General features: G+C 48.5%; 19 protein-coding genes. 11 read left to right on the forward strand and 8 right to left on the reverse strand.

The annotated features are described in order from the left end of the window. Positions 1–3: 3 nt before the first annotated feature. The 3 genes from FD09_RS01865 to FD09_RS01875 form a co-directional block, all read right to left on the reverse strand. A complete protein-coding gene (locus FD09_RS01865) occupies positions 4–2,256 on the reverse strand; it encodes a glycoside hydrolase family 3 C-terminal domain-containing protein (protein ID WP_057817688.1) in 2,253 nt (750 codons plus the stop codon). Between the two features lie 10 nt (positions 2,257–2,266). Further along, positions 2,267–3,595, reverse strand: coding sequence for a PTS sugar transporter subunit IIC (locus tag FD09_RS01870; protein WP_201782846.1), 1,329 nt, complete (start codon positions 3,593–3,595; stop codon positions 2,267–2,269). A 184-nt stretch (positions 3,596–3,779) separates the two neighbouring features. Then, positions 3,780–4,076 carry a hypothetical protein gene (locus FD09_RS01875; protein WP_057817691.1) on the reverse strand — a complete coding sequence of 99 codons (297 nt, stop codon included), beginning with the start codon at positions 4,074–4,076 and terminating at the stop codon, positions 3,780–3,782. 63 nt (positions 4,077–4,139) lie between these two features. Here FD09_RS01875 and FD09_RS01880 point away from each other — a divergent pair, with 63 nt between their 5' ends. From FD09_RS01880 to FD09_RS01915, 8 genes are all read left to right on the forward strand, one after another. Beyond that, positions 4,140–4,505: a MerR family transcriptional regulator gene (locus tag FD09_RS01880; RefSeq protein ID WP_057817693.1), complete on the forward strand. Its 366-nt coding sequence runs from the start codon at positions 4,140–4,142 to the stop codon at positions 4,503–4,505. 1 nt (position 4,506) lies between these two features. Next, positions 4,507–5,379 carry an AraC family transcriptional regulator gene (locus FD09_RS01885; protein ID WP_057817696.1) on the forward strand — a complete coding sequence of 291 codons (873 nt, stop codon included), beginning with the start codon at positions 4,507–4,509 and terminating at the stop codon, positions 5,377–5,379. 70 nt (positions 5,380–5,449) lie between these two features. Further along, a complete protein-coding gene (locus tag FD09_RS01890; protein ID WP_057817698.1) occupies positions 5,450–6,070 on the forward strand; it encodes a sugar O-acetyltransferase in 621 nt (206 codons plus the stop codon). 9 nt (positions 6,071–6,079) lie between these two features. After that, positions 6,080–7,276 carry an MFS transporter gene (locus FD09_RS01895; RefSeq protein ID WP_057817700.1) on the forward strand — a complete coding sequence of 399 codons (1,197 nt, stop codon included), beginning with the start codon at positions 6,080–6,082 and terminating at the stop codon, positions 7,274–7,276. Next, on the forward strand, positions 7,273–8,097 hold the full coding sequence (locus FD09_RS01900) for a Cof-type HAD-IIB family hydrolase (RefSeq protein ID WP_057817702.1): 825 nt from the start codon (positions 7,273–7,275) through the stop codon (positions 8,095–8,097). Before FD09_RS01895 ends, FD09_RS01900 begins: the two co-directional genes overlap by 4 nt. 52 nt (positions 8,098–8,149) lie before the next feature. Then, the gene (locus FD09_RS01905) at positions 8,150–8,677 is read left to right on the forward strand and encodes an AAA family ATPase (protein ID WP_235812187.1); all 528 of its coding nucleotides are present in this window, start codon (positions 8,150–8,152) and stop codon (positions 8,675–8,677) included. A gap of 47 nt (positions 8,678–8,724) precedes the next feature. Next, complete coding sequence (locus FD09_RS01910; RefSeq protein WP_057817704.1) at positions 8,725–9,294, forward strand: GNAT family N-acetyltransferase; 570 nt, start codon at positions 8,725–8,727, stop codon at positions 9,292–9,294. A 614-nt stretch (positions 9,295–9,908) separates the two neighbouring features. Next, complete coding sequence (locus FD09_RS01915; RefSeq protein WP_057817706.1) at positions 9,909–14,744, forward strand: Cna B-type domain-containing protein; 4,836 nt, start codon at positions 9,909–9,911, stop codon at positions 14,742–14,744. A 95-nt stretch (positions 14,745–14,839) separates the two neighbouring features. Here FD09_RS01915 and trpA read toward each other — a convergent pair whose 3' ends face one another. From trpA to trpD, 5 genes are read right to left on the reverse strand one after another with little or no spacing between them, the layout of a single operon-like run. Beyond that, positions 14,840–15,643: a tryptophan synthase subunit alpha gene (trpA, locus tag FD09_RS01920; protein WP_057817708.1), complete on the reverse strand. Its 804-nt coding sequence runs from the start codon at positions 15,641–15,643 to the stop codon at positions 14,840–14,842. Continuing rightward, positions 15,636–16,832 carry a tryptophan synthase subunit beta gene (gene trpB / locus FD09_RS01925; protein WP_057817710.1) on the reverse strand — a complete coding sequence of 399 codons (1,197 nt, stop codon included), beginning with the start codon at positions 16,830–16,832 and terminating at the stop codon, positions 15,636–15,638. Before trpB ends, trpA begins: the two co-directional genes overlap by 8 nt. 2 nt (positions 16,833–16,834) lie before the next feature. Next, positions 16,835–17,416 carry a phosphoribosylanthranilate isomerase gene (locus FD09_RS01930; RefSeq protein ID WP_057817712.1) on the reverse strand — a complete coding sequence of 194 codons (582 nt, stop codon included), beginning with the start codon at positions 17,414–17,416 and terminating at the stop codon, positions 16,835–16,837. Continuing rightward, positions 17,376–18,194, reverse strand: coding sequence for an indole-3-glycerol phosphate synthase TrpC (gene trpC, locus FD09_RS01935; protein WP_057817714.1), 819 nt, complete (start codon positions 18,192–18,194; stop codon positions 17,376–17,378). The genes FD09_RS01930 and trpC overlap by 41 nt, the downstream gene beginning before the upstream one ends. Continuing rightward, positions 18,191–19,213, reverse strand: coding sequence for an anthranilate phosphoribosyltransferase (gene trpD, locus FD09_RS01940; protein WP_057817716.1), 1,023 nt, complete (start codon positions 19,211–19,213; stop codon positions 18,191–18,193). Before trpD ends, trpC begins: the two co-directional genes overlap by 4 nt. A gap of 667 nt (positions 19,214–19,880) precedes the next feature. Between trpD and FD09_RS01945 the strand changes: the two genes are divergently transcribed. From FD09_RS01945 to FD09_RS01955, 3 genes are all read left to right on the forward strand, one after another. Continuing rightward, complete coding sequence (locus FD09_RS01945) at positions 19,881–20,303, forward strand: YjdF family protein (RefSeq protein WP_057817718.1); 423 nt, start codon at positions 19,881–19,883, stop codon at positions 20,301–20,303. 60 nt (positions 20,304–20,363) lie between these two features. Beyond that, the gene (locus tag FD09_RS01950; RefSeq protein WP_057817720.1) at positions 20,364–20,957 is read left to right on the forward strand and encodes a uracil-DNA glycosylase family protein; all 594 of its coding nucleotides are present in this window, start codon (positions 20,364–20,366) and stop codon (positions 20,955–20,957) included. 145 nt (positions 20,958–21,102) lie between these two features. After that, complete coding sequence (locus tag FD09_RS01955) at positions 21,103–22,353, forward strand: PTS sugar transporter subunit IIC (RefSeq protein ID WP_057817722.1); 1,251 nt, start codon at positions 21,103–21,105, stop codon at positions 22,351–22,353. Positions 22,354–22,359 lie beyond the last annotated feature (6 nt).

The following is a 22,359-nucleotide window of genomic DNA, read 5'->3' on the forward strand; positions in this document are numbered from 1 at the left end:
CGATCAAAGCTGTACGGTCTTTGTGAGATTGTCGACTCGAAGTTCTAGAGCATCTGGTAATGTCCAGTCGCCATTCAAATCAATGTATTTCACTTGGCCTAGGGGCAACGAGAAGACGACTTCTTGGGTGCTGTTTGCTGGCAAAGTGTTGCGGACAAAGGCCTTCAGCATATCTCTTCTTTGAATCACGGTACCGCCAAATAGTTTAACAAAAATCAATGTCGATTCATGGATGACATGGTTTGAGCGGTTTGAAACTTGAACAGAACCAAGGATCGTATTCGCAGACAAGGAAACGGTCAGATTTGAATAATTGATTTTGCCATAATGGAGACCATAGCCAAAAGGAAACTCAGGTGATCCTGACAAATCATAATAGTCTTCATTTTTTGGTGCGTCCCGTTGGTAATAGTAGACCGGAAGTTGACCACTGTTTTTTGGATAAGTCATACTTAGTCGCCCGGATGGATCAACTTTTCCGGTCAGTACGTCGACAATTGCGTTTCCGCCCTGTTGTCCGGGATACCAAGCCGTGATGACAGCAGCGGAGGCAGGCAGGACATATTTTAGGCTATGCGGGCGGCCTTCAATTAACACGGTCACGATTGGTTTTCCAGTTTTCTCTAAAGCTTGAATGAGTTGGTTTTGTGCGCCACCAAGAGCAAGTGAGGCCAGGTCAACATTCTCACCTGAATCCATGTTAATCCCTTTAGAAGAAACGGCACCGTTATCCAGGAATTTGAGGTTGAATTCACGGGTGCTTGAACCGCCCAGAAACGCAATAATCACATCCGCATTGGCCGCCTTGGTGACAGCCTCCTGAATTAGGCCCGCGCTGTTAGATCGATCACGGATCTCGCAACCAAGGGCATAATCTGCCGTATCAAATGCGGCCCGAATGGATGCAAGGGGGGTCTTAGTCATAAATTCCACAGTTTGTGGGGCGGTATAGTCACCTAACAAATTATAGAAAGCATTTGCGTTCGGGCCGACGACCAGAACTTTTTTCTGACGATTAAGAGGAAGAACGGCAGGGTCATTTTTTAGTAAGGTGATGCTTTCAGTGCTGATCTGGTGATTGAGTTTCTGTGTTTCATCCTGTGTTGGGTGGAACGAAGGAAACGGATTGTCGAATAGCCCAAGCAAAAACTTGATGCGTAACACATGACTTACCGCGCGATCCAATGCTGCAGACATATTAGTATCGAAATTGTCGGCAATTTGAGTGTAAACATTATCCCATAGGCTCAAATCAACACCAGCATTCAATGCAGCGATGATTGCCTGTTTAGGGGAATCGTATAGCTGAGCTAACCGATCTAAGGCAGTGCCATCAGACATGAGTAATCCTTGAAATTGATATCGGTGGCGCAAACTAGTCAGTAATGACGCGTTAGCATGACAGGGAACACCGTCAATATCGTTATATGCAACCATTACACCAGCCGCATTTTTAACAGCGTTAAAGAGCGGTGTATACACTTCTTTAAATTCTCGGGCACCCATTGATACGCTGCCGGAATTATGTCCGCCTAAAACCTCACCCTGTGCAATAAAATGTTTTAGTACCACACCAATGTGGCCATCTTGCTCTGTTGTAGATGGAACCGGAGCTGCTCCAAAATCAACATTTTCCTGAATCAAGTGGCCCTGAAAGCCATTTACGATGGCTTGACTGAATTGAGCACTTAACATAGGATCCTCACCAAAACATTCCTCTGTGCGCCCCCAACGCGGATCTTTTGCTAAATCAAGCGTAGAAACGAGAGCAAGATTGATCCCCAAATTACGTAGTTCCTTAGCCTGTAGACCAGCCATTTCAGTCATTAGGGCGGTGTCAAAGCTATTTCCTTTGCCAATATTAGTTGGATAGGATACGCCATTTAATCCTTGGTGACCATGGGGACATTCCTCAGAGAAAAGTGGAGGAATACCAAGACGTGAGTGGTTGACCACGTAGTCTCGCATGAGTTGAATTAGATCATGTGCTTCTTGACCAGTGACACCATTGTCAAAGTTAACACCACTCCAGGGATCGGCTCGTAACACACCATATAATGCACCAATACCTCCACCCCATTTAACGTGCTGCTTAAAGTAGTCAGTCAGCTTGACGCCATCTTGATCCTTTTTATAGCATTTCCAGCCATAAAGATGCTGATTAACCTGCCCAACCTTTTCTTTCAATGTCATTCGGCCTAACAGATCAGAGGTTCTTTCGTTAATCGTAAGTGTTTTGTTTTGATAGGGTAGCATAACGTCCTCCTTACGCTTTAGCTTCGTTAGTAGACTTCACTTTATTGCTGGCCATCACGAATGGAATGTAAATCAGAACATCTAGGGCAAGCAAGAGGAAAGTGAGGATGGTTGCTGGAATATTACCAGCAGTGGAAACATACGTCTGAATACCAGTTGGCGTAATCCAAGGCGCCATTGCCACCATTCGTCCGACGATACCGATGTTGGTCAATACATATGCAATGACCAGATTCAATGACGGGATGAGTGCGGCTGGAATCATAAAGATTGGGTTCATCACAACTGGTAAACCGAACATGATCGGTTCAGCAATATTGAATACGCTGGGAACCAGTGCTAACTTAGCGATGCTCTTTTGTGCTTCTAATTTGGATACGAGGAAGATGGCGATGATTAGGGCCATCATACAGCCACCACCGCCAAGCAAGCCATAGCTGCCGATGAACGGTCCATTAACAATGTTGGGGATGGCTTGGTGATGGGCGAAAGCCGTCATATTTTCTTGAATTGATTGCAGTTGAGGCGCTGTGGTGATTGGCGATAAGATACTGGAACCATGGAGTCCAAATACCCAGAGAAAGTCCGAAATGAACTGTAGGAAAATCATTCCGACTGGGGAAAGGACAAATCCGCGTAACGGCGTTTGAATTGCTGTATTGATAATGTCAGGGATACTCAGCTTAGACAATGTCGTAATTGCATAAACTGGAACAGCCACAACGATCAACACCAGAACTTCTGGAATTAAAGAATTGAAGGTCGATGCCACTGCAGGTGGGACGCCGTCGGGCAGCTTGATTTTTAATTTATCGTATTGTGAAAAATGGACAAACAGTTCAGTGCCCAAAATACCGGCAAACATGGCTACGAATAAACCGGATGAGCTTGTCAGACTCTGCATGAAGATACCTGTTGCTTCAGCAGTTTTACCGTTAGTGAGCGTTACCTGACTGGTGACAGGCATCATCAAGAACATGAGCGCGACGCTCAAACCACCGGCATTGATGGAATTAAATCCAGATGCAGAGATGCGGCCGTTGTTGACATACCAGGTGCTTAGATTTACCCCGATGTTGTAACAAACCAAGATTGCCAAAATACCAAGAGTGGCGTTATTCATTAAGGTTGCTAAGTTTGCCAACTGCGATAAATCGACAAATTGGTTAACCCATGCGTTTGAAAATATCAGAGCGTTTAACAAGATAAAGATTGATGCCGCCATAATCAGCGGCATTGTGACGATAAAACTGTCACGAATAGATGTTAAATGGCGCTGATTATTCAATTTGGTGGCGATTGGCAACAGTTTATCGGATAATTTATCCACAATCTTCATAACCTTTTTCCTCCTCAGAACAAGTGTGATTTCGACCGCCCGGAGAACTAGTATTGGTGTTCTAAAGGCGTATTTGAATGATTCCAGATGTTTGTTAGCGTCCCTAACAAACTCAACAAAAGTATAGCGCTTCCAGATATTCTGTCAAGCGCTATCAAAAATTATTTTTTGGGAGTCAAAGCTGTTACTTTTGAAGTGTCCACCGCAAAACGAGTATGATAACAGAAACAGCCACCCGCACCAGCACATGCCGCCAGTGGACGTGACCATACAAAGCGTAACCATTGCCAATGGCGACACCGAGCAATCCAACTAAGCCAACGGGTATCAACCAATACCAGTACAGTCCAAGCAGTAAGCACCCACTGAAAAGTAATGCACCCAGCACCAACCATCCAGGCACATTATGGCAGGCCGTGATTGCCGCAGCGGCCATTGCGCAGCCGTATACAACAACTAGCGCAGTCAACAATATTGTCATTGTAATCACCTCAACACCAGTTAATCATGTGGGGTCCACCCCACAGCAAGGGAGTTGGCCAAAATGTTGATCGGAGAATTTATCCAAAAATATCAAACAACCAAAGATACTGTCCGGTTTTACGTGGCAGAAGGATTGCTCACGCCAGCCCGGCATGGTCGCAATTATTGGTACTCGGAAGCGGATGGCTCGGATTTTGAGCAGATAAAAGCGTTGCAAGAAATGGGATTTTCGATTGCTTCGATTCAACAAATCCGTGAGCAGCATGATAAACATTGCGGCACGACCGAGCAGTGGCGGTACAATCTCAGCTTAATTGACCGAGAATTGACTGGCATTACACAACGAGAGGAAGAGTTAGCCCACCGTCGAGCGAGCCTGGAAGACCTCAAAAGTCAATTGATGACCCGGTTAGGAGAAAGCCAGTAAGATGATTCAGCACGAAAATGTTCAAGTCGTACCACGACTGCCATTTAAATATTATTCCCACGATCCGCTCACTTCCATTGATGTGGCTCCTCACTGGCATCAAGGCATTGAGCTCAATTATCTGGTGGCGGGTGGCACACTGAAGTTTGTGACGGACGGACAGACCCGGGAATATCACCCGGGTGATATTTGGGCGGTGAATCGGCGGGCTGTGCATAGCGCCACTGGGCCAAGCGAGGCTGATTGGGATGAGTTTGGCTTGATCATTGACGATGATTTTCTGCAATCTCAATTATCTGAAAGCGTGAATTGGCGGATTACGCTCACGGGGCCGAAGTCTCAAAGGGCGGCGCCGGCGGCATATGAAGAGATCCGGATGCACTTATTAGCAATGCATGATCTTTTGACGAAGGGGGTCACCGATATCACACGGCTGTCCATCCTGAGCCATTTTTATGCGCTATTAGTGGTCCTTCAGGCCCATTTCACTGTGCCGCTGGCGGCTTCCGACGTGAATCCCAATCCCAGCTTGACCGATACGGTGATGACTGTGATCAGTCGTAACTATGTCGATCCGCAATTAACGGGGGAGGTCTTGGCCCAGCAATTTCATGTGTCGTTAACGACTTTGAATCAGCAGTTCCGAGTCAACTTGCAAATGTCGGTGAATCGTTACATTCGGTTGGTCCGGTTGATGGCGGCCCGAAGGTTATTGTTGGAAACTAATCGTACCGTCGCATCCATCGCAGGTAGTAGCGGTTTTTCCAGTGAGAAGACGCTGACTCGCAACTTTAAGGTATGGAAGGGCATGACGCCCACTGAATATCGGCAGGCTTTTGCCCGCTATCACAAAAATGGGGGCAATGGCCTTTAAAATTGTCCCTTGGAAGCCCTTTAAATACGATATGCTACCTCCTGTGAATACGAATACAGGAGGCTTTTTAATGTCCATAGAACGAAACTTAATGCTTGCCGGGAAACTTTATAATTCAAATGATGCGGAATTGATCCAGTTGCGTAAGCAGGCTCAGCAGGCAATTTATCGGTACAACCAAACGGCGCCAGATGAAGGTGCCGAGCGGGCTAAAATTTTGACCAACTTGGTAGATTGTCCGACAGCGGACGCGCATATTGAAGTGCCAACGCGGATGGATTATGGCGGCAATTTACATATTGGTCGGCGATTCTATGCCAATTACGGCAGTATTTTCCTTGATGTGGCACCGATCACGATTGGGGACAACGTCATGTTTGGCCCCGCCGTCAGTGTTTACACGGCAGGCCACCCCATTGTGGCGGATGTGCGCAACGAAGATTTGGAATATGGTCATCCGATCACAATTGGCAGCAATGTGTGGATCGGTGGCAATGCGGTCATCTGTCCGGGGGTCACAATCGGCGATAATGTGGTCATTGGTGCCGGTGCCGTGGTCACCAAAGATATTCCTGCAAATGTGGTCGCTGCCGGCAATCCAGCGCGGGTCATTCGTCCGATCAATGACAATGATGAACGTTTCTGGCAAGCCGAGAAGAGGGCCTATTTAGAGGCCATTCAACATGTGTAGGCGATAGGAATGAAATCAAAAACATGGTTAACAACGGCCAGTATTTTGAGTATTTCTCTGGTCGGTGGGGTGGCCACAATTATTACCGGGATTTTGCCGCAAATGGAACAAGAATTTGCGTCAGTTTCCACGACCATGGTGGAGTGGTTGGTGACCGCCGCTAATATTAGTGCATTAGTCACACTCTTACTGAATCCTCTGCTCACGAAACGTTTTGGGATTAAGAAGGTCGTGGTGGTGGGCCTCTGGGCGGCGGCTTTGACCGGTACCATTCCGGCTTTTACCCATTCCTATGGTCTCGTTTTGGGAAGCCGACTTTTTCTGGGCTTGGGACTTGGCCTGTTTTCACCCCACGCCATTGGCTTGATTGCCCATACCTATCATGGAGAGTTGCGCGCCCGCTTGTTAGGCTATCAGACTGGTCTCGGCGCCCTGGGGATCGCTATTTTCCTGGCGTTGGCAGGCCTCGTCGTGACTGTGAATTGGCGTGGCGTCTTCCTCCTCTACCTGTTGTTAGGCGGCGTTGCCGCCCTCGCTATGCGGGCGTTACCAGAACCAGCCACAATCCAGTATACTGATAAGGAAGAGCTGCACAAGCTGCCCTTTTCGCGCTGGCTACTGGTGGGTTTAGCTTTTGTCACGTATCTGCTGATTTGGGGTGTACAGCTTAAATTACCGCGCTTGTTCATAGAACACGCCTTTGGCAACGCTGAATTGGCCAATTGGACGCTATCCGCCATGAATATGGGCGGGCTGATTGCCGGTTTAACATTTGGCCGCGTCCACCAGCATTTACACCAATATACCTTAACTCTCGGCTATGCCGGCGCGGCACTCTCTGTGGTCGCACTATTGACCACTAAGAACCCCGCCGTAGCGGTGGCGGCTGCCGTATTTTTCAATTTTATTTATTCCTATACTGGTCCTTATCTGGTGTATCGCAGCCAGTTGGATTTACCCACCGGGCAGATTGACGCCATGAGCAGCTGGCTCACCATGGCCACGATTATCAGCGCATTTTTTGCTCCGCCAGTCTGGAATTTGCTCGGACTAATTGGTCCCGGAGCGGTGACGGACAATGTGCTGCTGTGGATCGCAGGGGTGTTAGGCCTCATCGCAATCACGGTGACTGTCGTATTCCGTCGCCAAGCTCGCCCCATATTAGAAACTACCATGCAAGATAATAGAAAGAGGCCTCATCCATGACGATTAAAATGATTGCACTTGATATTGACGACACATTGCTTGATTCTAAGGGAAAAATTTTGCCCAGTACAATTACGGCGATTCATGAAGCTTTAGCGCGGGATATTAAAATTGTCCTGTGTACTGGCCGGCCGCTGGCGGGTGTGGCCCATTTTCTCAAAGAATTGGGTGTGACTGGAGACGATCAGTATGTCGTGACCTACAATGGCGCGGTGATTGAATCTGTGTCGGGGCATGTTCTTGTCAAGCACCTGTTGAATAAAGCGACCTATGAACGGTTGACGCAATATGCCGCTGAACATCACATTCCATTCAATGTGTTAGACGAAAATAGCACGATCTATACAGCGGATCGGGACATCGATTTCATCACCGTCGTTCAGGCAATGGAAAATAGTGCGGGCATTTTTGTGCGGACACCGGCAGAAATGCCAGCGGATTTTGAAATTGCCAAGGGCCTCTTTGTGGGCACCGAAGAGCAACTGGATGCCGTGGAAAGTACCGTGATGGCAGAATTTTCTGATGCGTATTATGTCGTGCGCGCCGGCCGTAACTTCTTGGAAGTGATGGATCCGAAGGTCGATAAGGGCAAGGCATTGGCCGAACTGGCACAAAAGCTGGGCATGACGGCGGATGAAGTGATGGCCGTCGGCGATGAAGGCAATGACCTGCCGATGTTTGAGTTTGCTGGGACCGCCGTGGTCATGGGAAATGGGTCGGAGGTAGCTAAGGCCCACGCCGATTATGTCACGGGCACCAATGATGAGGGCGGTTTAGCCGATGCCATTCGTAAATTTGCGCTTACTCCCGTAGAAAACTAATTCTCTTTTATCCACTGCATGGGTAATATTGGATTAACGGTGTCAAATCGAAATGACGGGACTGATTGTGATGGAAAAGACGCTGTACTTCATCGGCGGACCAATGGGCGCCGGTAAAACGGCGGTCAGTAAGGTGTTATTGCAGCAATTACCCAACGCCGTCATGCTGGACGGTGATTGGTGCTGGGTGATGGACCCATTTGTGGTGAACGAACAAACCAAGACGATGGTGATCGGCAATATTCACCATTTGCTGAATGCTTTTATCGCCGAACCGGATTTGAAGAATATCATCTTTTGCTGGGTGATGGACGAACAGACGATTATCGACACGGTATTGGCGGGACTGACGTTAGAGAATGTCGCGCTGGTCAACATATCGCTGGTGCCTAGTGTGACCAAGCTGACGGAAAACATCACTGCGGACGTGCAAAACGGAATACGGACGGCTGAGGCAATTCCGGCAGCAATTGCGCGTTTACCAAAGTTTGCGATGGTGGACAGTATCAAGTTGGATACGACCCACCTGTCACCCCTAGAGGCTGCAGGAAAGATTCGGCAACTGTCGACTGGGCGATGAATTTGTTTGGACGCACTATATTCTTTTAAGAAAGAGGTAATTTCACGATGTTGACCACACCACGTCTTACGATTCGACCATTTCGCCATGAGCCACAGGATTTGTCTGCACTATTTGCGATTTTATCTGATCAAACCGTCAATCATTATTTACCGTGGTGGCCAGTGGCGTCGCTGACGGAGACAGAAAAGTTCTTCCAAACCAGAATTGCGCCGCCGGCTGAATCAGAATGGTTGGCAGTTTGTTTCAAGACAGATAACCGACCAATCGGGTACATCACGTTATCCAACGGTACCGCCCGTGATCTGGGATACGGGTTATTGCCAGACTATTGGGGGCGCGGGATAATCACCGAAGCTGCCAAGGCAGTGGTGGCCTCTCCGGCTGTACAAAAACTGGCTTTTATCACGGCCACCCATGATGTCCAGAATCTGGGCAGCGGGCGAGTAATGCAGAAGCTGGGAATGCATTATCAGTATTCCTACGATGAAAAGTGGCAACCCAAGAATCGACTGACCACTTTTCGATTGTATCAACTGAATTTAGCGGATAAAAATGCGCCGGTTTACCGAGAATATTGGGAGAAATATCCAACTCATTTTGTAGAGACAATTTAGTTTGTTGACTTGTACGCGATGTGACATGTTACGTGCAATCAAAAATACACAAAAGCGCGGCGAACAGATAGAATGGCACCACATTCGAATTGCCGCAGTACGATAATAGTGAGCAATGCGAATTTTATGCGTAAAAACCCGAGAATCAGTGTAATTTGTTTTTTTCGTTCAATATTTAAGCCTTTGGCGATAAACATCAATGATGTTTATCGCTATTTTTTTGCATTTCAGAAACGGACGTCTTTTTTTTGAAATGGTCTCTGACGCCTATTCGGCATTCCATATTCGCAAAACTAAATATTCACAGTGTTTCCATGACGATAATAACGAGTCGTTATGGAAACTAGAAATGAAATATCTATATGCAAGGGCTGTTGACAATTATTTAAAAACATCTGTTACTCATTCAAAACGCAATGAAATCTCATTATTGATGCGGTGATTCCCACTTTTTGCTATTCTTCAAACGGTTAACCATTGTTTGAATAGCTCAAGATTTAATTTCGCGAAATCGACAATCAGCTTGTCATTTCTAGTCGTTGACCGCATCGCTACGGTTCTTTTTTCGTGCGGTACGGTCAATGGCTTGTTCGTTCACGAATACGGAGGGAATCATGAAAAAACGAGAATCTTTTTTTCGCTTGTTTTATATCCTGGCATGTTTTCTGCTGCTGGGTCAGTACTTTGGTTCGCTGACTCAGTTGCAAGCTGCCGGTGATACTGCTTCAGGAACAGATATTAGCACCGTACTGCCAGCGGATGCTAATAAAACTTTAATCGATAGTGCAACGGCATCATTTACGGATGCCAGTGGTAAGCCTGTTGATCCCCAATCAGTGACTTCCAGTACTAATATCAATTTGGCCTATCAGTGGTCGATCCCTGATACGTTGAATGATGGCTACCAACTAAAAGCAGGTGACTATTTTACTTTCCAATTGCCAGAAGGTATTGCTTATGATGCTGCCCAGAAAGGCAATCTAGGAGATTACGGCTCTTACACAGTTTCTCCAGAGGGCCAAGTCACGTTTACGTTCAATAGCAATGTTGAAAACAAGGATGGTGTCCACGGTACTTTTAATTACAAGCAGACCGTGTCTCAAGAAACCACAGGCGGCGAACACAACATAGTCATTCCCACTAAGGGAGAAGACCAAACCATTCCGTACTTCGTTACCCCAACAGGTGGCAATGCAATTGCGAAGACCGGAACGGTCACACCAGATAAGCAGGAAGTAATCTGGTCGGTTATGGTAAATACCAATTTAGATACGCTGAAAAATGCTCAAATTATCGATACGATGCCGGCTAACACAACACTGGTTAAGACTGTTGTTTATCCGGTGACTGTTGATTTAAAGGGCAATGTCACCGCGACCGGGACAGCATTAACAGCGGACCAAGACTACACCGTCGACAAGAATGGTACGATTACACTGATCGGCCAATACGCTGATACCCGCCAAGCCTTCAAGGTGGAATACACGACTACGATTGATGCAGCCGCAGTGCCCGAAGATGGCGGATCGGTGGAGTTCAACAATACTGCCATCCTGCGCAATAATGAACAAGATGCAGCTGCCGATGCGAGTGTGACAGTGAATTACGGTAATTTTCTGGATAAGAAATTCGACGGTCAGGACAAAAACGGCGGTCAAAAATATAACTGGCATATTGATTACAATTTCAATGAAAAACAGTTGCCAGAAAATACACAATTGACCGACCAGCTTTCTCCCAACCAAACATTTAGTGGTGATCCCACATTAACGTACGAGGACGGGACCACTGTTCCGAAGGATCAATACCAAGTTGATTACGATACCGCCAAGGGAAAAATGACGATTACTTTCCCCAATGGCTTGACCAAAGGGGTGAAGGTTGCCTATCAATCAAAGCTTATTGATCCGAATGATACGACAACGAAAATTAGCAATTCAGCTTCCAGTGACGGCAAGACTGTGGAGTCCGGCGAACAGCCTGTGGGTCAACAAGGATTGACGAAAACAGTGGATACTGTAGATTACAATGCAAAAACTGTGGCGTGGCACCTGGATATCAACATGGCTCGACAGGATATGGCCGACTGGGCGCTAACGGACACAGTGCCAGATGGACTGACCCTGAATTCAGATTCGTTTGTCCTACAAGATAAAGATACCGGTAAGACGCTAACCAATGGTGAAGATTATCAAATCACAGCACAAGAAGGCGGCTTCAAACTCGAATTTTTGGGTGATCTCAAGGCACACGCCAAAGATTGGTATACGTTAACTTATACGACCAATTTTGACATCAACAAATTGCCTGCGAACCATAAGTGGACCAACAAGGCCACAGCCACCTGGACGGATCAAAATGGCGCTAGCCATACGAACGATGGGCAGGCCGACTTTACACCCAAAACAGAATTTATTAATGACGGCAGCAAGTCCGGCAGCTACAATGCCACCACCAAAACAATTCAGTGGACAGTGGTAGTGAATTATAACCAATGGACATTGGCTGATGGTGCAGCAATCACGGATGCGATTGTGGGGGACCAAGACTATGTCGCCAATAGTGCCAAGCTTACCACGGCTAAGATCAGTACGGATGGTTCCTATACCCCAGGTGACGCTGTGTCGGATCCATCCATCCAGTATGACGCAACAAAGAAGACTCTCACAGCTTCATTACCCAAGGGCGACAGCGCCTATGTATTGACCTATGAGACCAGTCTGGCCGGTAAAGTGATTGACCAACCAACTTACGACAATACTGCAAGCTATCAAAACGGCGATGAAAAACATGACTTGACGGCAAAAGTCACGGTGCCGCACAGCGGTAGTGTAGTAGAAAAGGATGGACAGCAAGATCCCACTGATTCCAATTATGCTTTATGGAACATTTGGGTCAATAAGGCCCAATCCACATTGAAAAATGTGAAGGTGGTCGATACACCATCAACGGACCAGATTATTGATGAAGCGTCCGTTGTTGTTTATCCAGCTACACCGGCAGCCAACGGTGACTTTACTGAACAAACCGACGCGCCCCTGAAATTGGGCACAGATTATACGCTCGCTGTTCAGACAGATCAAAGCACCGGCGCCCAAACGTTGACTTTGGAATTCAAAAATCAAATTTCCAGTGCGTATTCAATTCACTACCGCGCACTGATCAACTCGGCGACGACTGACTCGGTAAGCAATGCAGTGGTTGTGACCGGCGATGGCGAAAAGACCGTCAATGATAGTACGACCAAAGATGTGGCAGTGGTCACCAGCAATGGCTCAGCGGACGGTCAAAACACCAATCTGGTCATTCAGAAAACTGATGCCGACACGAAGGACCCTCTCGCCGGCGCCAGCTTTTCGCTCTATGCAATCGGTGCTGACGGAAAAAAAGGTCAGCTACTGAAAGATGGCACCACAGATGACAAAGGTCGCTTGGCCTGGGGTAATCTCAAGTCTGGTCAATACATCTTGCAAGAAACAAAGGCGCCTGAAGGTTACGTGATTGCGGATGATCTGGCACAGGGCAAAGTCGTCACAGTGGATTACACTAAGGCCGATGACGATAACAATGTGACGCTGCCAGAAACGAATCAGCAGGGTCAGGTGACCATTACCAAGCGTGATGATACCACTCAGGCACCATTAGAAGGTGCGGAATTCAGCCTGTACCAAGAAGATGGCACATTAGTGAAGGCTGGTTTGCGCACGACTGCAGATGGCACAATCACATACAAGGGACTCACAGCCGGACAATACTATGTGGTTGAAACAGCGGCGCCGGATGGCTATCAACTGGATCACACAACGAAATATCCGTTCACAATTAGTGGCCAAAAAATTAGCCAACAAGTGGTTGTCAATGACGCGCATAACCCAGTAACAGTCCAGGGAACAAAAACTTGGTCTGATCAAAATGATCAGGATGGGGTACGTCCAGCTCAAATTGTTGTCCATTTGTGGGCGAATGGTGAAATAACGCCGTTTCAGAAGACGGTGACAGCCCAGGACCAGTGGCAGTACAGTTTTACCGATCTACCTTTTTACCAAAACGGCAAACCGGTCACCTATACTGTGTCGGAGGATCCTGTCGCAGGCTATGCCACCACCATGCAAGGCTTTGATATTACCAATATACACACGCCGGAAACCACCAATGTGACTGGTAAAAAGACGTGGCAAGATAACAATAACCAGGACGGTCAGCGCCCTAGTCAAATCGTGGTGCACTTGCTGGGTAACGGTGTGGCGGCTGGCCAGCAAGTAGTGACTGCGAAAGACAGCTGGCGTTACAGTTTTACCAATTTGCCCAAATTCCAAGATGGTAAATTGATCAATTATACCGTTGAAGAAGAACCGGTGGCGGGCTATGCGACCACCATTAACGGTTTTGATATCACCAATCAGCACACACCGGAGACGGTCAGTGTAGCCGGGCAAAAGGAATGGCAAGATAACAACGATCAGGACGGGCAACGGCCTAGCCAGATTGTGGTACACTTGCTGGCCAATGGTGCGGCAGTCGATACTCAAGTCGTCACTGCAAAGAATCAATGGGCGTTCAACTTCGTGAATCTACCGAAGTATCAAAATGGGCAGACCATTGTCTACACGATTCAAGAGGACCCTGTACCTGGTTATACGACAACCATTGATGGTTTTCATATCACCAACCGCCACACGCCAGAGACAACTAGTGTGCAAGGAACCAAGACATGGCAGGATAAAAATAACCAGGATGGCCAGCGTCCCAGCCAAATTGTCATTCATCTATTGGCCAACGGTACTGTTGTGAGTCAGCAAGTGGTGACGGCAAAAGACAACTGGCACTACAGTTTTACCAACCTGCCTAAGTATCAAAATGGCAAATTGATTACGTATACGTTGCAAGAAGACAAGGTGCCTGGTTATGCCACAACGGTCAAGGGATTCGATGTGACTAATATCCATACTCCCGAAACCACCAATGTCAGCGGTACGAAAACCTGGCAAGATGGCAACAACCAAGACCGCGTACGACCCAGTCAAATTGTGGTTTACTTGCTGGGAAATGGCGTCGAAGTTGGCAAACAAGTCGTGACCGCAAAGAATGACTGGCAATACACCTTTGCTAATTTGCCGAAATATCGGAATGGCAAATTGATCACGTACACATTGCGAGAAGCGCCTGTATCTGGATATGCGACCACAATCAAAGGCTTTAACATCACCAATACACACGTGCCAACACCGGTGGGGCCAAACAATGAGCAACATGCCAATGGCAGCAAGTCAGCGGACGGCGGCAGGTCAAAGGATGAAAACAATTCTAAGGCCAGCACATCGACGGCGCACTTGCCTCAGACCGGTGAAGCGTTAAGCGATGGTCTGATGGTTCTGGGTCTTGTCCTGATTGTCGGAGTCGGTGTGATTTACGCTGTTGGGTTACGGAAAAGAAAAAATGATAAAGACTAAGCGTTAGAGAAATAAAATACCGCAGAGGAATTCTGCGGTATTTTTGTGTATTCGGAAAGTGCTTTGACAAAACTGCGATTTGGTTCAGACGTAATTTAATAATTGGCTGCCTTCTGCACGGTTGCTGCAGCATCCATCGCTGCCCGGATCGTCTTGGTATAGGCGGCTAAGTACTCCGGTGCATCCGTCCCATGCTGGCGAACTAAATCCACAATCGCGCTGCCAATGATCGCACAATCGGCAATTTGGCTCATTTCAGCTGCTTGTTCCGGGGTGTGGATGCCAAAGCCGATTGCTGTGGGTATGTCCGTGTACTGCCGAATGCGGGCAATGAGCTGAGTTAAGTTATGGGCAAATTCATCCCGCTCGCCGGTGATGCCCAACGCGGAGACGACATAGATAAAACCAGTGGCGGCTTTGGCGATTTTTTCCACTCGCCGATCAGAAGTGGGCGTGATCAATGGGATCAAATCCACATCATATTGGGTGGCAATGGGTGCGAGTTCATCCCGTTCTTCATAGGGTAGGTCGGGAATTACCAATCCTAGCACGCCAAGTTCCTGGCAGCGGCGGCAGAATTGGGCATAGCCATATTTGAAAGGAATGTTGACGTAGGTCAAAAACACGATGGGGACTTGCGACTGCTTTCTTACTGCAGCCACGATGTCAAATACCGTCGTCGGCGTCACGCCTGCCGCGAATGCGCGCAAGTCAGCGTCTTGAATGACGGGGCCATCAGCGGATGGGTCAGAAAAGGGAATGCCCAGCTCCATGATGTCCGCACCGTTTTCGGCTAGCGCGACGACATTTTTCACTGTTGTGGCGAAGTTGGGATCGTCGGCCACGATAAAAGGAATGAATGCTTTGCGGTTGGTAAAAACTTGTTTTAATTTAGTCATCAATTTCCACTCCTTTATATTTGGCAATGCTGGCGACATCCTTATCTCCGCGGCCGGACAGGGTACAGATAATGATCTGATCCTGGCGCATGGTTGGGGCTATCTTTTGCACATAGGCGACGGCATGGCAGCTCTCGATGGCAGCGACGATACCTTCTTCTCGGGCAATGTACTCAAAGGCGGCGACGGCTTCGTCATCGGTGATGCCCACGTATTGTGCCCGGCCTTCTTCTGCCAACGCGGCGTGCTCCGGGCCAACACCTGGATAATCAAGGCCGGCGGAAATGGAGTAGACCTTGTCAATTTGACCGTTTTGATCCTGTAAGAACAGGGACTTCATACCATGGAAAATGCCCACACTGCCACGTTCAATGGTGGCGGCGGTGCGATTGCTATCCACCCCTTTACCGGCGGCTTCCACACCGACTAGTTGGACACTAGGATCGTCAATAAAGTCGGCGAAACTGCCAATGGCATTGCTGCCGCCGCCCACACAGGCCACCACCATGTCCGGCAGCGTGTGCTTTTTCTCTTGCAGCTGCTGCTTGGCCTCTTTGCTGATGACGCTTTGAAAGTCGTGGACCATTTCGGGGAAGGGAGCCGGTCCCACCGCGGAGCCGAGAATATAGAAAGTGTCATCAATCCGGCTAGCCCATTCCTGCATTGTGGCGTTCACGGCGTCTTTGAGCACCATGGAACCGGTGGTGACGGGATGGACCTTGGCGCCCAACAGCTCCATGCGGTATACATTCAGCTTTTGCCGTTCAGTATCTTCTTTGCCCATGAAAATTTCACATTCCATGCCGAACAGAGCGGCAATGGTGGCGGTGGCGACACCATGCTGGCCAGCGCCGGTCTCCGCGATCAGGCGGGTTTTGCCCAAGTGCTTCGCGACCAGCGCCTGGCCGATGACGTTGTTAATCTTGTGGGCGCCGGTGTGGTTCAGGTCTTCCCGTTTGAGATAAATCTGGGCGCCGCCAAGGTCTTCCGTCATGTTTTTTGCGTAATAAAGTAATGAGGGCCGGTTAGCGTAATTGACCAGTAAGTCGTTTAATTCAGCGCGAAAGGATGAGTCGTTTTTCAGCCTGTGATATTCTCGATCGATTATCTCCAATTGGGTCATGAGCGTTTCTGGAATGTATTGACCGCCGAATTCTCCGTAACGGCCCTTTTTCTGGGTTTCTAACATATTTAAACTGCTCCCTTCGCGTTGGTGACGAATGCTTGGATTTTTTGGATGTCTTTATGGTGGTCGGTTTCCACACCGCTGGAAACGTCGACCACGGCGGGCCGCGTGATTTGAATGGCAGTGGCGACATTGGCTGGTGTCAGACCGCCGGCGAGAATGGTCGGTTGGTGAACTGTGGGCAATGTTGACCAGTCTAACGTTTGGTCGCTGCCCTGGCCGCTATCTACCATCACGTAATCGGCCGGTGAATCGGCGGCGATGGCCTGTTGGACAAAGACTTGGATGACTTGCATCCCGGCCGCTTGCAAAGTCTGGACTTTCTCGTTATATACGCCACCATGCAACTGGGCGATTTGAATGGCGCCGGTATGGTAGGTTGCCAGGATTTCATCCACGGATTCGTGAACGAAGACGCCGACAGTTTGAATTTCAGGGTTCAATTGTTGCCGCAAGTCCTGGGCGATGGCCGCGCTGATTTGATGGCGGCCAGGGGCGAAGACAAAGCCGGCAAAGTCGGCGCTGGTCGTGTTCACCGCCGCCACATCAGACGGCGTCATCAGTCCGCAAATTTTCACTTTCATCATTGGCTGCCTCCTTGAATGCGTGAATCAACTGCGCTTTATTCTGGGATCGCATGAGTGCCTCGCCGACGAGGATGCCATTGAACTGAGCCGCCTGCAGCACGGCTGCCTCCTGGGGATGATGAATGCCGCTTTCAGCGATCACCGCAATGCTTTCTGGAATGAGATGACGGAGACGAATGCTGTTAGTGAAATCCACCGAGAAATCCTTCAAATTGCGATTGTTGATGCCGATAATGTTGGCCCCGGCAGTCACTGCCCGCTGGATTTCTTCCGCATTGTGGGCTTCCACGATGGCGGATAGTCCCAGGGATGCGGCCAGTGCGAGATAATCGGCCAACTGGTCATCGGTGAGAATTGCCACGATGAGCAAAATGATGCTGGCGCCGTTCGCCCGGGCTTCATAGATCATGTAGGGATCAATGGTGAAGTCTTTGCGCAGGAGCGGGACAGTGGTGACTTGGCTGACTGTGCGCAGATAACGGATATCGCCCTTGAAATAAGTGGGTTCAGTTAAGATAGAAATCGCATCGATGCCGGCGGCCGTGTATTCCCGGGCAATTTCTGCGTAGGGAAACTCCGCGACGATTTGCCCCTTGGAAGGAGAGGCCTGTTTGAGCTCGCCGATGACATGTAATCCGGGAGTGTGCAATTGTTGAGCAAAATCCGCAGCCGGTCGGGGTGCTTGGTCGGCCAGTTTCTGCATTTGGGCTAAAGACACCTGCTGCTTTTCACTGGCTAGCCGTTTTTCAGTCGCGATCACTAAGTCGTCTAGAATCATGCGACCACATCTTCTTGCTTGCTGAAATCGATGAGCCGATCCAGTTGGCGGGCGGCGGCACCGCTGGCGACGGTTTGGCGGGCCAGTGCGATGCCGTCTGCGATCGACATTTCTGGATGGGCCAGGTGTAAGGCCGCACCGGCGTTGAACAACACGGTGTCTAGCGCAGCGCCTGGCTGGTTGTTCAATACAGCGCGGGTGATTCGAGCGTTATCGATCGGCGTGCCGCCGACTAAAGCGGCCTCTTGGGAGCGGGTGAAGCCGAACTGTTCCGGCGTTAACTGATATTGAGTGATTTCGCCATTTGCCAATTCCACGACATCGTTGACGTTCGTGGTGGTCAGCTCGTCGAGGCCATCTTCGTTGTGCACGATTAAGGCGTTGGTGACACCCAGTTTCTCCAGTACATGGGCCATGGGTAGGAGCAGTGCATCGTCATAGACGCCCAATAATTGTTGCCGGGGATGGGCGGGATTGGCCAAGGGGCCGAGAATATTGAACAGCGTCGGGAAGCCCAACGCCTTGCGGACCGGGGCAACGAAGCGCATGGAGCGGTGGTATTGTTGGGCAAACAGGAAGGCAAAATTATTTTCTTGGAGACTTTGATAACCCAGCGCCGGGCTTTGGTTGATGTCGATGCCTAGGGCTTCCAGCACGTCAGCGGCGCCGCTCTTGGAGGAAGCGGAGCGATTGCCGTGTTTGGCGACCTTCGTGCCCGCTGCAGAAATGACGATGGCGGCGGTGGAAGAAATGTTGAAAGAATTAGAATGATCACCACCGGTGCCCACGATTTCGAGGACATTGTCTGTGGTCGGAAAGGCCAGAGCCTGTTCCCGCATCGCGGCGGCGGCACCGGCAATTTCATCCGGCGTCGGTTTCTTAATCGTCAGGCCAGTGAGCAGACTGGCAATTTGGCTTTCTGGCACTTGACCAGTCATAATTTCGTTCAAAACAGTTTGACTTTCAGTAAACGTGAGATCTTCTTGATGGATCATTTTGACCAGTGCTTCTTGAATCATAGTGATTACCTCCGATAGGGTTGACCGTGGGTGACTGACAGTTGCATATGCTGATTCCTGGCCAAATTTGCCATCGTTTTTCCACTCGTTTCATCATCAAAAAACACCTCCATCGTCTTGGTTCGCTCGGGTACAAAAAAATCCGCCCATAACAAGTCTCTTGTTAAGGACGGATTTTCCGCGGTGCCACCTTAGTTTGATTGATCGATTGGTTGTGTCAAAAATGAATTGATCAATCACTCTCTGCGAAGGGCCAACACCCTTCCGACAACTGACGTATGCCTAACGTTTCCCCATACTGGTCGAAACTTTCTGAAGAACCCTCAGTGGTCCATTTGATCATCTGCGTTCGGCTGCATTCACATCGGCTAGCAACTCTCTGGACGGGCATAATGATTTTGACTTCCACTTCAACGGTTTATCGAGCGAATTAAATTATGAATCGTATGTTAGACGGTTGGAGAAAGAATGTCAACAGAGGATCTGAATTAAATTTTGATGAGTTTATCAATCGAGGCGATTTGACTTTCAAACTCACGCCGGGGAAAATAATTGTTGCAAAGTTAAAAACATAGTCTGGTTGGTAGTCCAGACGCAGCCACTGGGCTGTCAGTATCCTTCCTCCTGGATGTCCTTATTTTGCGAATCGAAATAAGGAGGAGTTAACATGGCCACTCAAAGTCAGTTAACAGTGTTTTACGATCAGTCATTTTTCCGCGGTGTATTTGAACGTGTCATCAAAGGACACTATCAAGTTGCAAAAGTGACGTTTGGTACTCAAGAACCGACACTCAATCAGATTCAGACTTTAATTATGCAGCAATGGTGCGCGCTGCGCTGGATCGACAGTAACTCTCTAGTGCCAGTGGTCGGTCAGGAACAACAAAGCAGCAAGAAGCGACAACGGCTGGCTCGTCAATTGGTGCAGAAGCACGGCAATAATCATCGGTCAGAAGTAGTGCTAAAGTTGGCACATCAACAAAACTTGGTGATTAAAAAGCAACGGCGGCGAGAAACTAAGCAGGCCCACGCTGCTGAAGTTCGGCGAAAAAAGCTGGCCAAGCGGTTAGAGAAACATCGCGGCCACTAATTGAATCGTGGGGAGAAGCTGGCGTTGGCCGGCTTTTTTCTTACAGAAGGGATAATGCAAATGACATCTGCTGACGAAATTTTCACTGCAATCCAAAATGATCCGGAAAATGAAAAGTATACGAAACAGGGAATCCAGCCGCTGTACTACGTCGATCCCCAGGCAACCATCCTTTTAATCAGCCAAGCGCCGAGTCGTAAGGCGCAAGAATCGATGGTGTTTTGGGATGATGCCAGTGGCCAGCGCTTGCGGGACTGGATGGGAGTGACGACGGATGAGTTTTATCATTCTGACAAAATTGCTGTGCTGCCGTTGGATTTCTACTATCCAGGTAAGGGCAAGCAGGGGGATTTGCCACCGCGGAAGGGATTTGCAGAGAAATGGCACGAACCGTTGCTCAAGCTGATGCCAAATATCCAACTGACATTATTGATTGGCCAATATGCGCAACGGTATTACTTGGGCCGCAAACGCCAGAAGACGTTGACGGAAACGGTGGCCCATTATCAGGATTACTTGCCGGATTGTTTCCCGTTGGTGCATCCTTCGCCGTTGAATTATGGGTGGTTGAATCATCATCCGTGGTTTGGGGAGAGGGTGGTGCCCGCGTTGCGGGAGCGGGTCAGGGAATCATTTGAGTGGCGTTCGGTCTAGACCAATATTTGTTAAATGCTTTGTTACTTAGAGAAATCTCGAAAATTAATGAAACCCCTTACCGGTCCAATTCAAAATTGATTTACATTCATGGAAGCAAGGCCTATGCTGAATATGCAATTCTGAAAAGAAAGCTGGCGTTGCCATGAATAAATTCATGCAATGGTTGCAGGAAACTATTATGCCGCCGATGGAAAAAGTTGGGAATAACAAGTACTTGGTCTCAATTCGTAATGGATTGGTCCTGACTTTGCCCGCTATCATCAGTGGTAGTATTTTCCTGATTTTGGGAAATATTCCAATCACAGCCTGGACAAATTTTATTAAACCTTACAGCAACATGATTGGTGTTGCCGTGAGCGGGTCCTTCGGTATTATTTCGCTACTGGCCGTTATTGGGATCGGATATGAACTGGCCAAGGCTTTGGATGTCGATCCAATTTCCGGGGCGGGCTTGTCTACTGTGGCTTTTATTATCACGTCCTTTAATGACAAGTTTAAATTGGACACGGATAACTTTTCCAGTAGTGGTCTATTCACTGCCATCATTACGGCATTTGTTTCTGTTTTGATCATGCGCTTCTTCGTGTCTCACAATATCGTCATTCGCTTGCCCAATGGCGTACCCCAGGCAGTATCCAATTCATTTGTTTCGCTGCTGCCAGGGTTTGTCATTCTGCTCTTATTTTGGGTGATCAGAATGCCGTTGCACATCAATATCAATTTGGTCATTGAGTCCATTTTCCACCCACTGCTATTCGCGATGAACTCTTTGCCCGGGATATTGGTTTACACATTGCTGGTTAGCCTGTTGTGGGTGTGTGGGATTCATGGGGACATGACCCTCGAAGGCATTGCCGATCCGATTTTCCTCCAGTTCCTAGCGGCCAACGGAACTGCTTGGGCTAAGCATCAACCACTGCCTTACGTGACATCATCTGGATTCTCCAGTTTACTGGTCAATGTGGGTGGTACTGGGGCAACGATTACGTTGGTGGCATTGATGTTGTTTTCCAAGAGCCGGACATATCGGGATCTTGGTAAGGTGGCATTTCCATCGGCTCTGTTTGAAATTAACGAACCTGTTATCTTCGGATTTCCCATTGTGATGAATCCAGTGGTGATGATTCCGTTTATACTGGTACCATTGATTCTTGCCACGGGCTCGTATATCTTGATCACCATTGGTTGGATGAATGCACCAGTGGTGATGGTGCCATGGACCATGCCGCCAATTATTGGCCCGATGATGGCTACTGGTTGGGATTGGCGTGCCGGTGTTTGGTCGGCGATCGAGCTTTTGATTGCTGGTGCGATGTATTATCCGTTCTTTAAGGTCGCAGAGAAGAATATGCTGCGGGACGAATTGGCGGATGCTAAAAATAAAGTCGAATAGGTGAAA

It is taken from the genome of Schleiferilactobacillus perolens DSM 12744, from assembly GCF_001435585.1.
GTDB classification, from domain to species: Bacteria; Bacillota; Bacilli; order Lactobacillales; family Lactobacillaceae; genus Schleiferilactobacillus; species Schleiferilactobacillus perolens.

Excerpts from the sequence above, each read along its gene's own strand:
- FD09_RS01900 (WP_057817702.1), top strand. The coding sequence starts at position 7,273 with ATGACGATTAAAATGATTGCACTTGATATTGACGACACATTGCTTGAT.
- FD09_RS01930 (WP_057817712.1), bottom strand. The coding sequence starts at position 17,416 with ATGATGAAAGTGAAAATTTGCGGACTGATGACGCCGTCTGATGTGGCG.
- FD09_RS01945 (WP_057817718.1), top strand. The coding sequence starts at position 19,881 with ATGGCCACTCAAAGTCAGTTAACAGTGTTTTACGATCAGTCATTTTTC.
- FD09_RS01905 (WP_235812187.1), top strand. The coding sequence starts at position 8,150 with ATGACGGGACTGATTGTGATGGAAAAGACGCTGTACTTCATCGGCGGA.
- FD09_RS01895 (WP_057817700.1), top strand. The coding sequence starts at position 6,080 with ATGAAATCAAAAACATGGTTAACAACGGCCAGTATTTTGAGTATTTCT.
- FD09_RS01915 (WP_057817706.1), top strand. The coding sequence starts at position 9,909 with ATGAAAAAACGAGAATCTTTTTTTCGCTTGTTTTATATCCTGGCATGT.
- FD09_RS01875 (WP_057817691.1), bottom strand. The coding sequence starts at position 4,076 with ATGACAATATTGTTGACTGCGCTAGTTGTTGTATACGGCTGCGCAATG.
- trpC (WP_057817714.1), bottom strand. The coding sequence starts at position 18,194 with ATGATTCTAGACGACTTAGTGATCGCGACTGAAAAACGGCTAGCCAGT.
- FD09_RS01885 (WP_057817696.1), top strand. The coding sequence starts at position 4,507 with ATGATTCAGCACGAAAATGTTCAAGTCGTACCACGACTGCCATTTAAA.
- FD09_RS01880 (WP_057817693.1), top strand. The coding sequence starts at position 4,140 with ATGTTGATCGGAGAATTTATCCAAAAATATCAAACAACCAAAGATACT.
- FD09_RS01950 (WP_057817720.1), top strand. The coding sequence starts at position 20,364 with ATGACATCTGCTGACGAAATTTTCACTGCAATCCAAAATGATCCGGAA.
- FD09_RS01890 (WP_057817698.1), top strand. The coding sequence starts at position 5,450 with ATGTCCATAGAACGAAACTTAATGCTTGCCGGGAAACTTTATAATTCA.
- trpB (WP_057817710.1), bottom strand. The coding sequence starts at position 16,832 with ATGTTAGAAACCCAGAAAAAGGGCCGTTACGGAGAATTCGGCGGTCAA.
- trpD (WP_057817716.1), bottom strand. The coding sequence starts at position 19,213 with ATGATTCAAGAAGCACTGGTCAAAATGATCCATCAAGAAGATCTCACG.
- trpA (WP_057817708.1), bottom strand. The coding sequence starts at position 15,643 with ATGACTAAATTAAAACAAGTTTTTACCAACCGCAAAGCATTCATTCCT.
- FD09_RS01870 (WP_201782846.1), bottom strand. The coding sequence starts at position 3,595 with ATGAAGATTGTGGATAAATTATCCGATAAACTGTTGCCAATCGCCACC.
- FD09_RS01955 (WP_057817722.1), top strand. The coding sequence starts at position 21,103 with ATGAATAAATTCATGCAATGGTTGCAGGAAACTATTATGCCGCCGATG.
- FD09_RS01910 (WP_057817704.1), top strand. The coding sequence starts at position 8,725 with ATGTTGACCACACCACGTCTTACGATTCGACCATTTCGCCATGAGCCA.
- FD09_RS01865 (WP_057817688.1), bottom strand. The coding sequence starts at position 2,256 with ATGCTACCCTATCAAAACAAAACACTTACGATTAACGAAAGAACCTCT.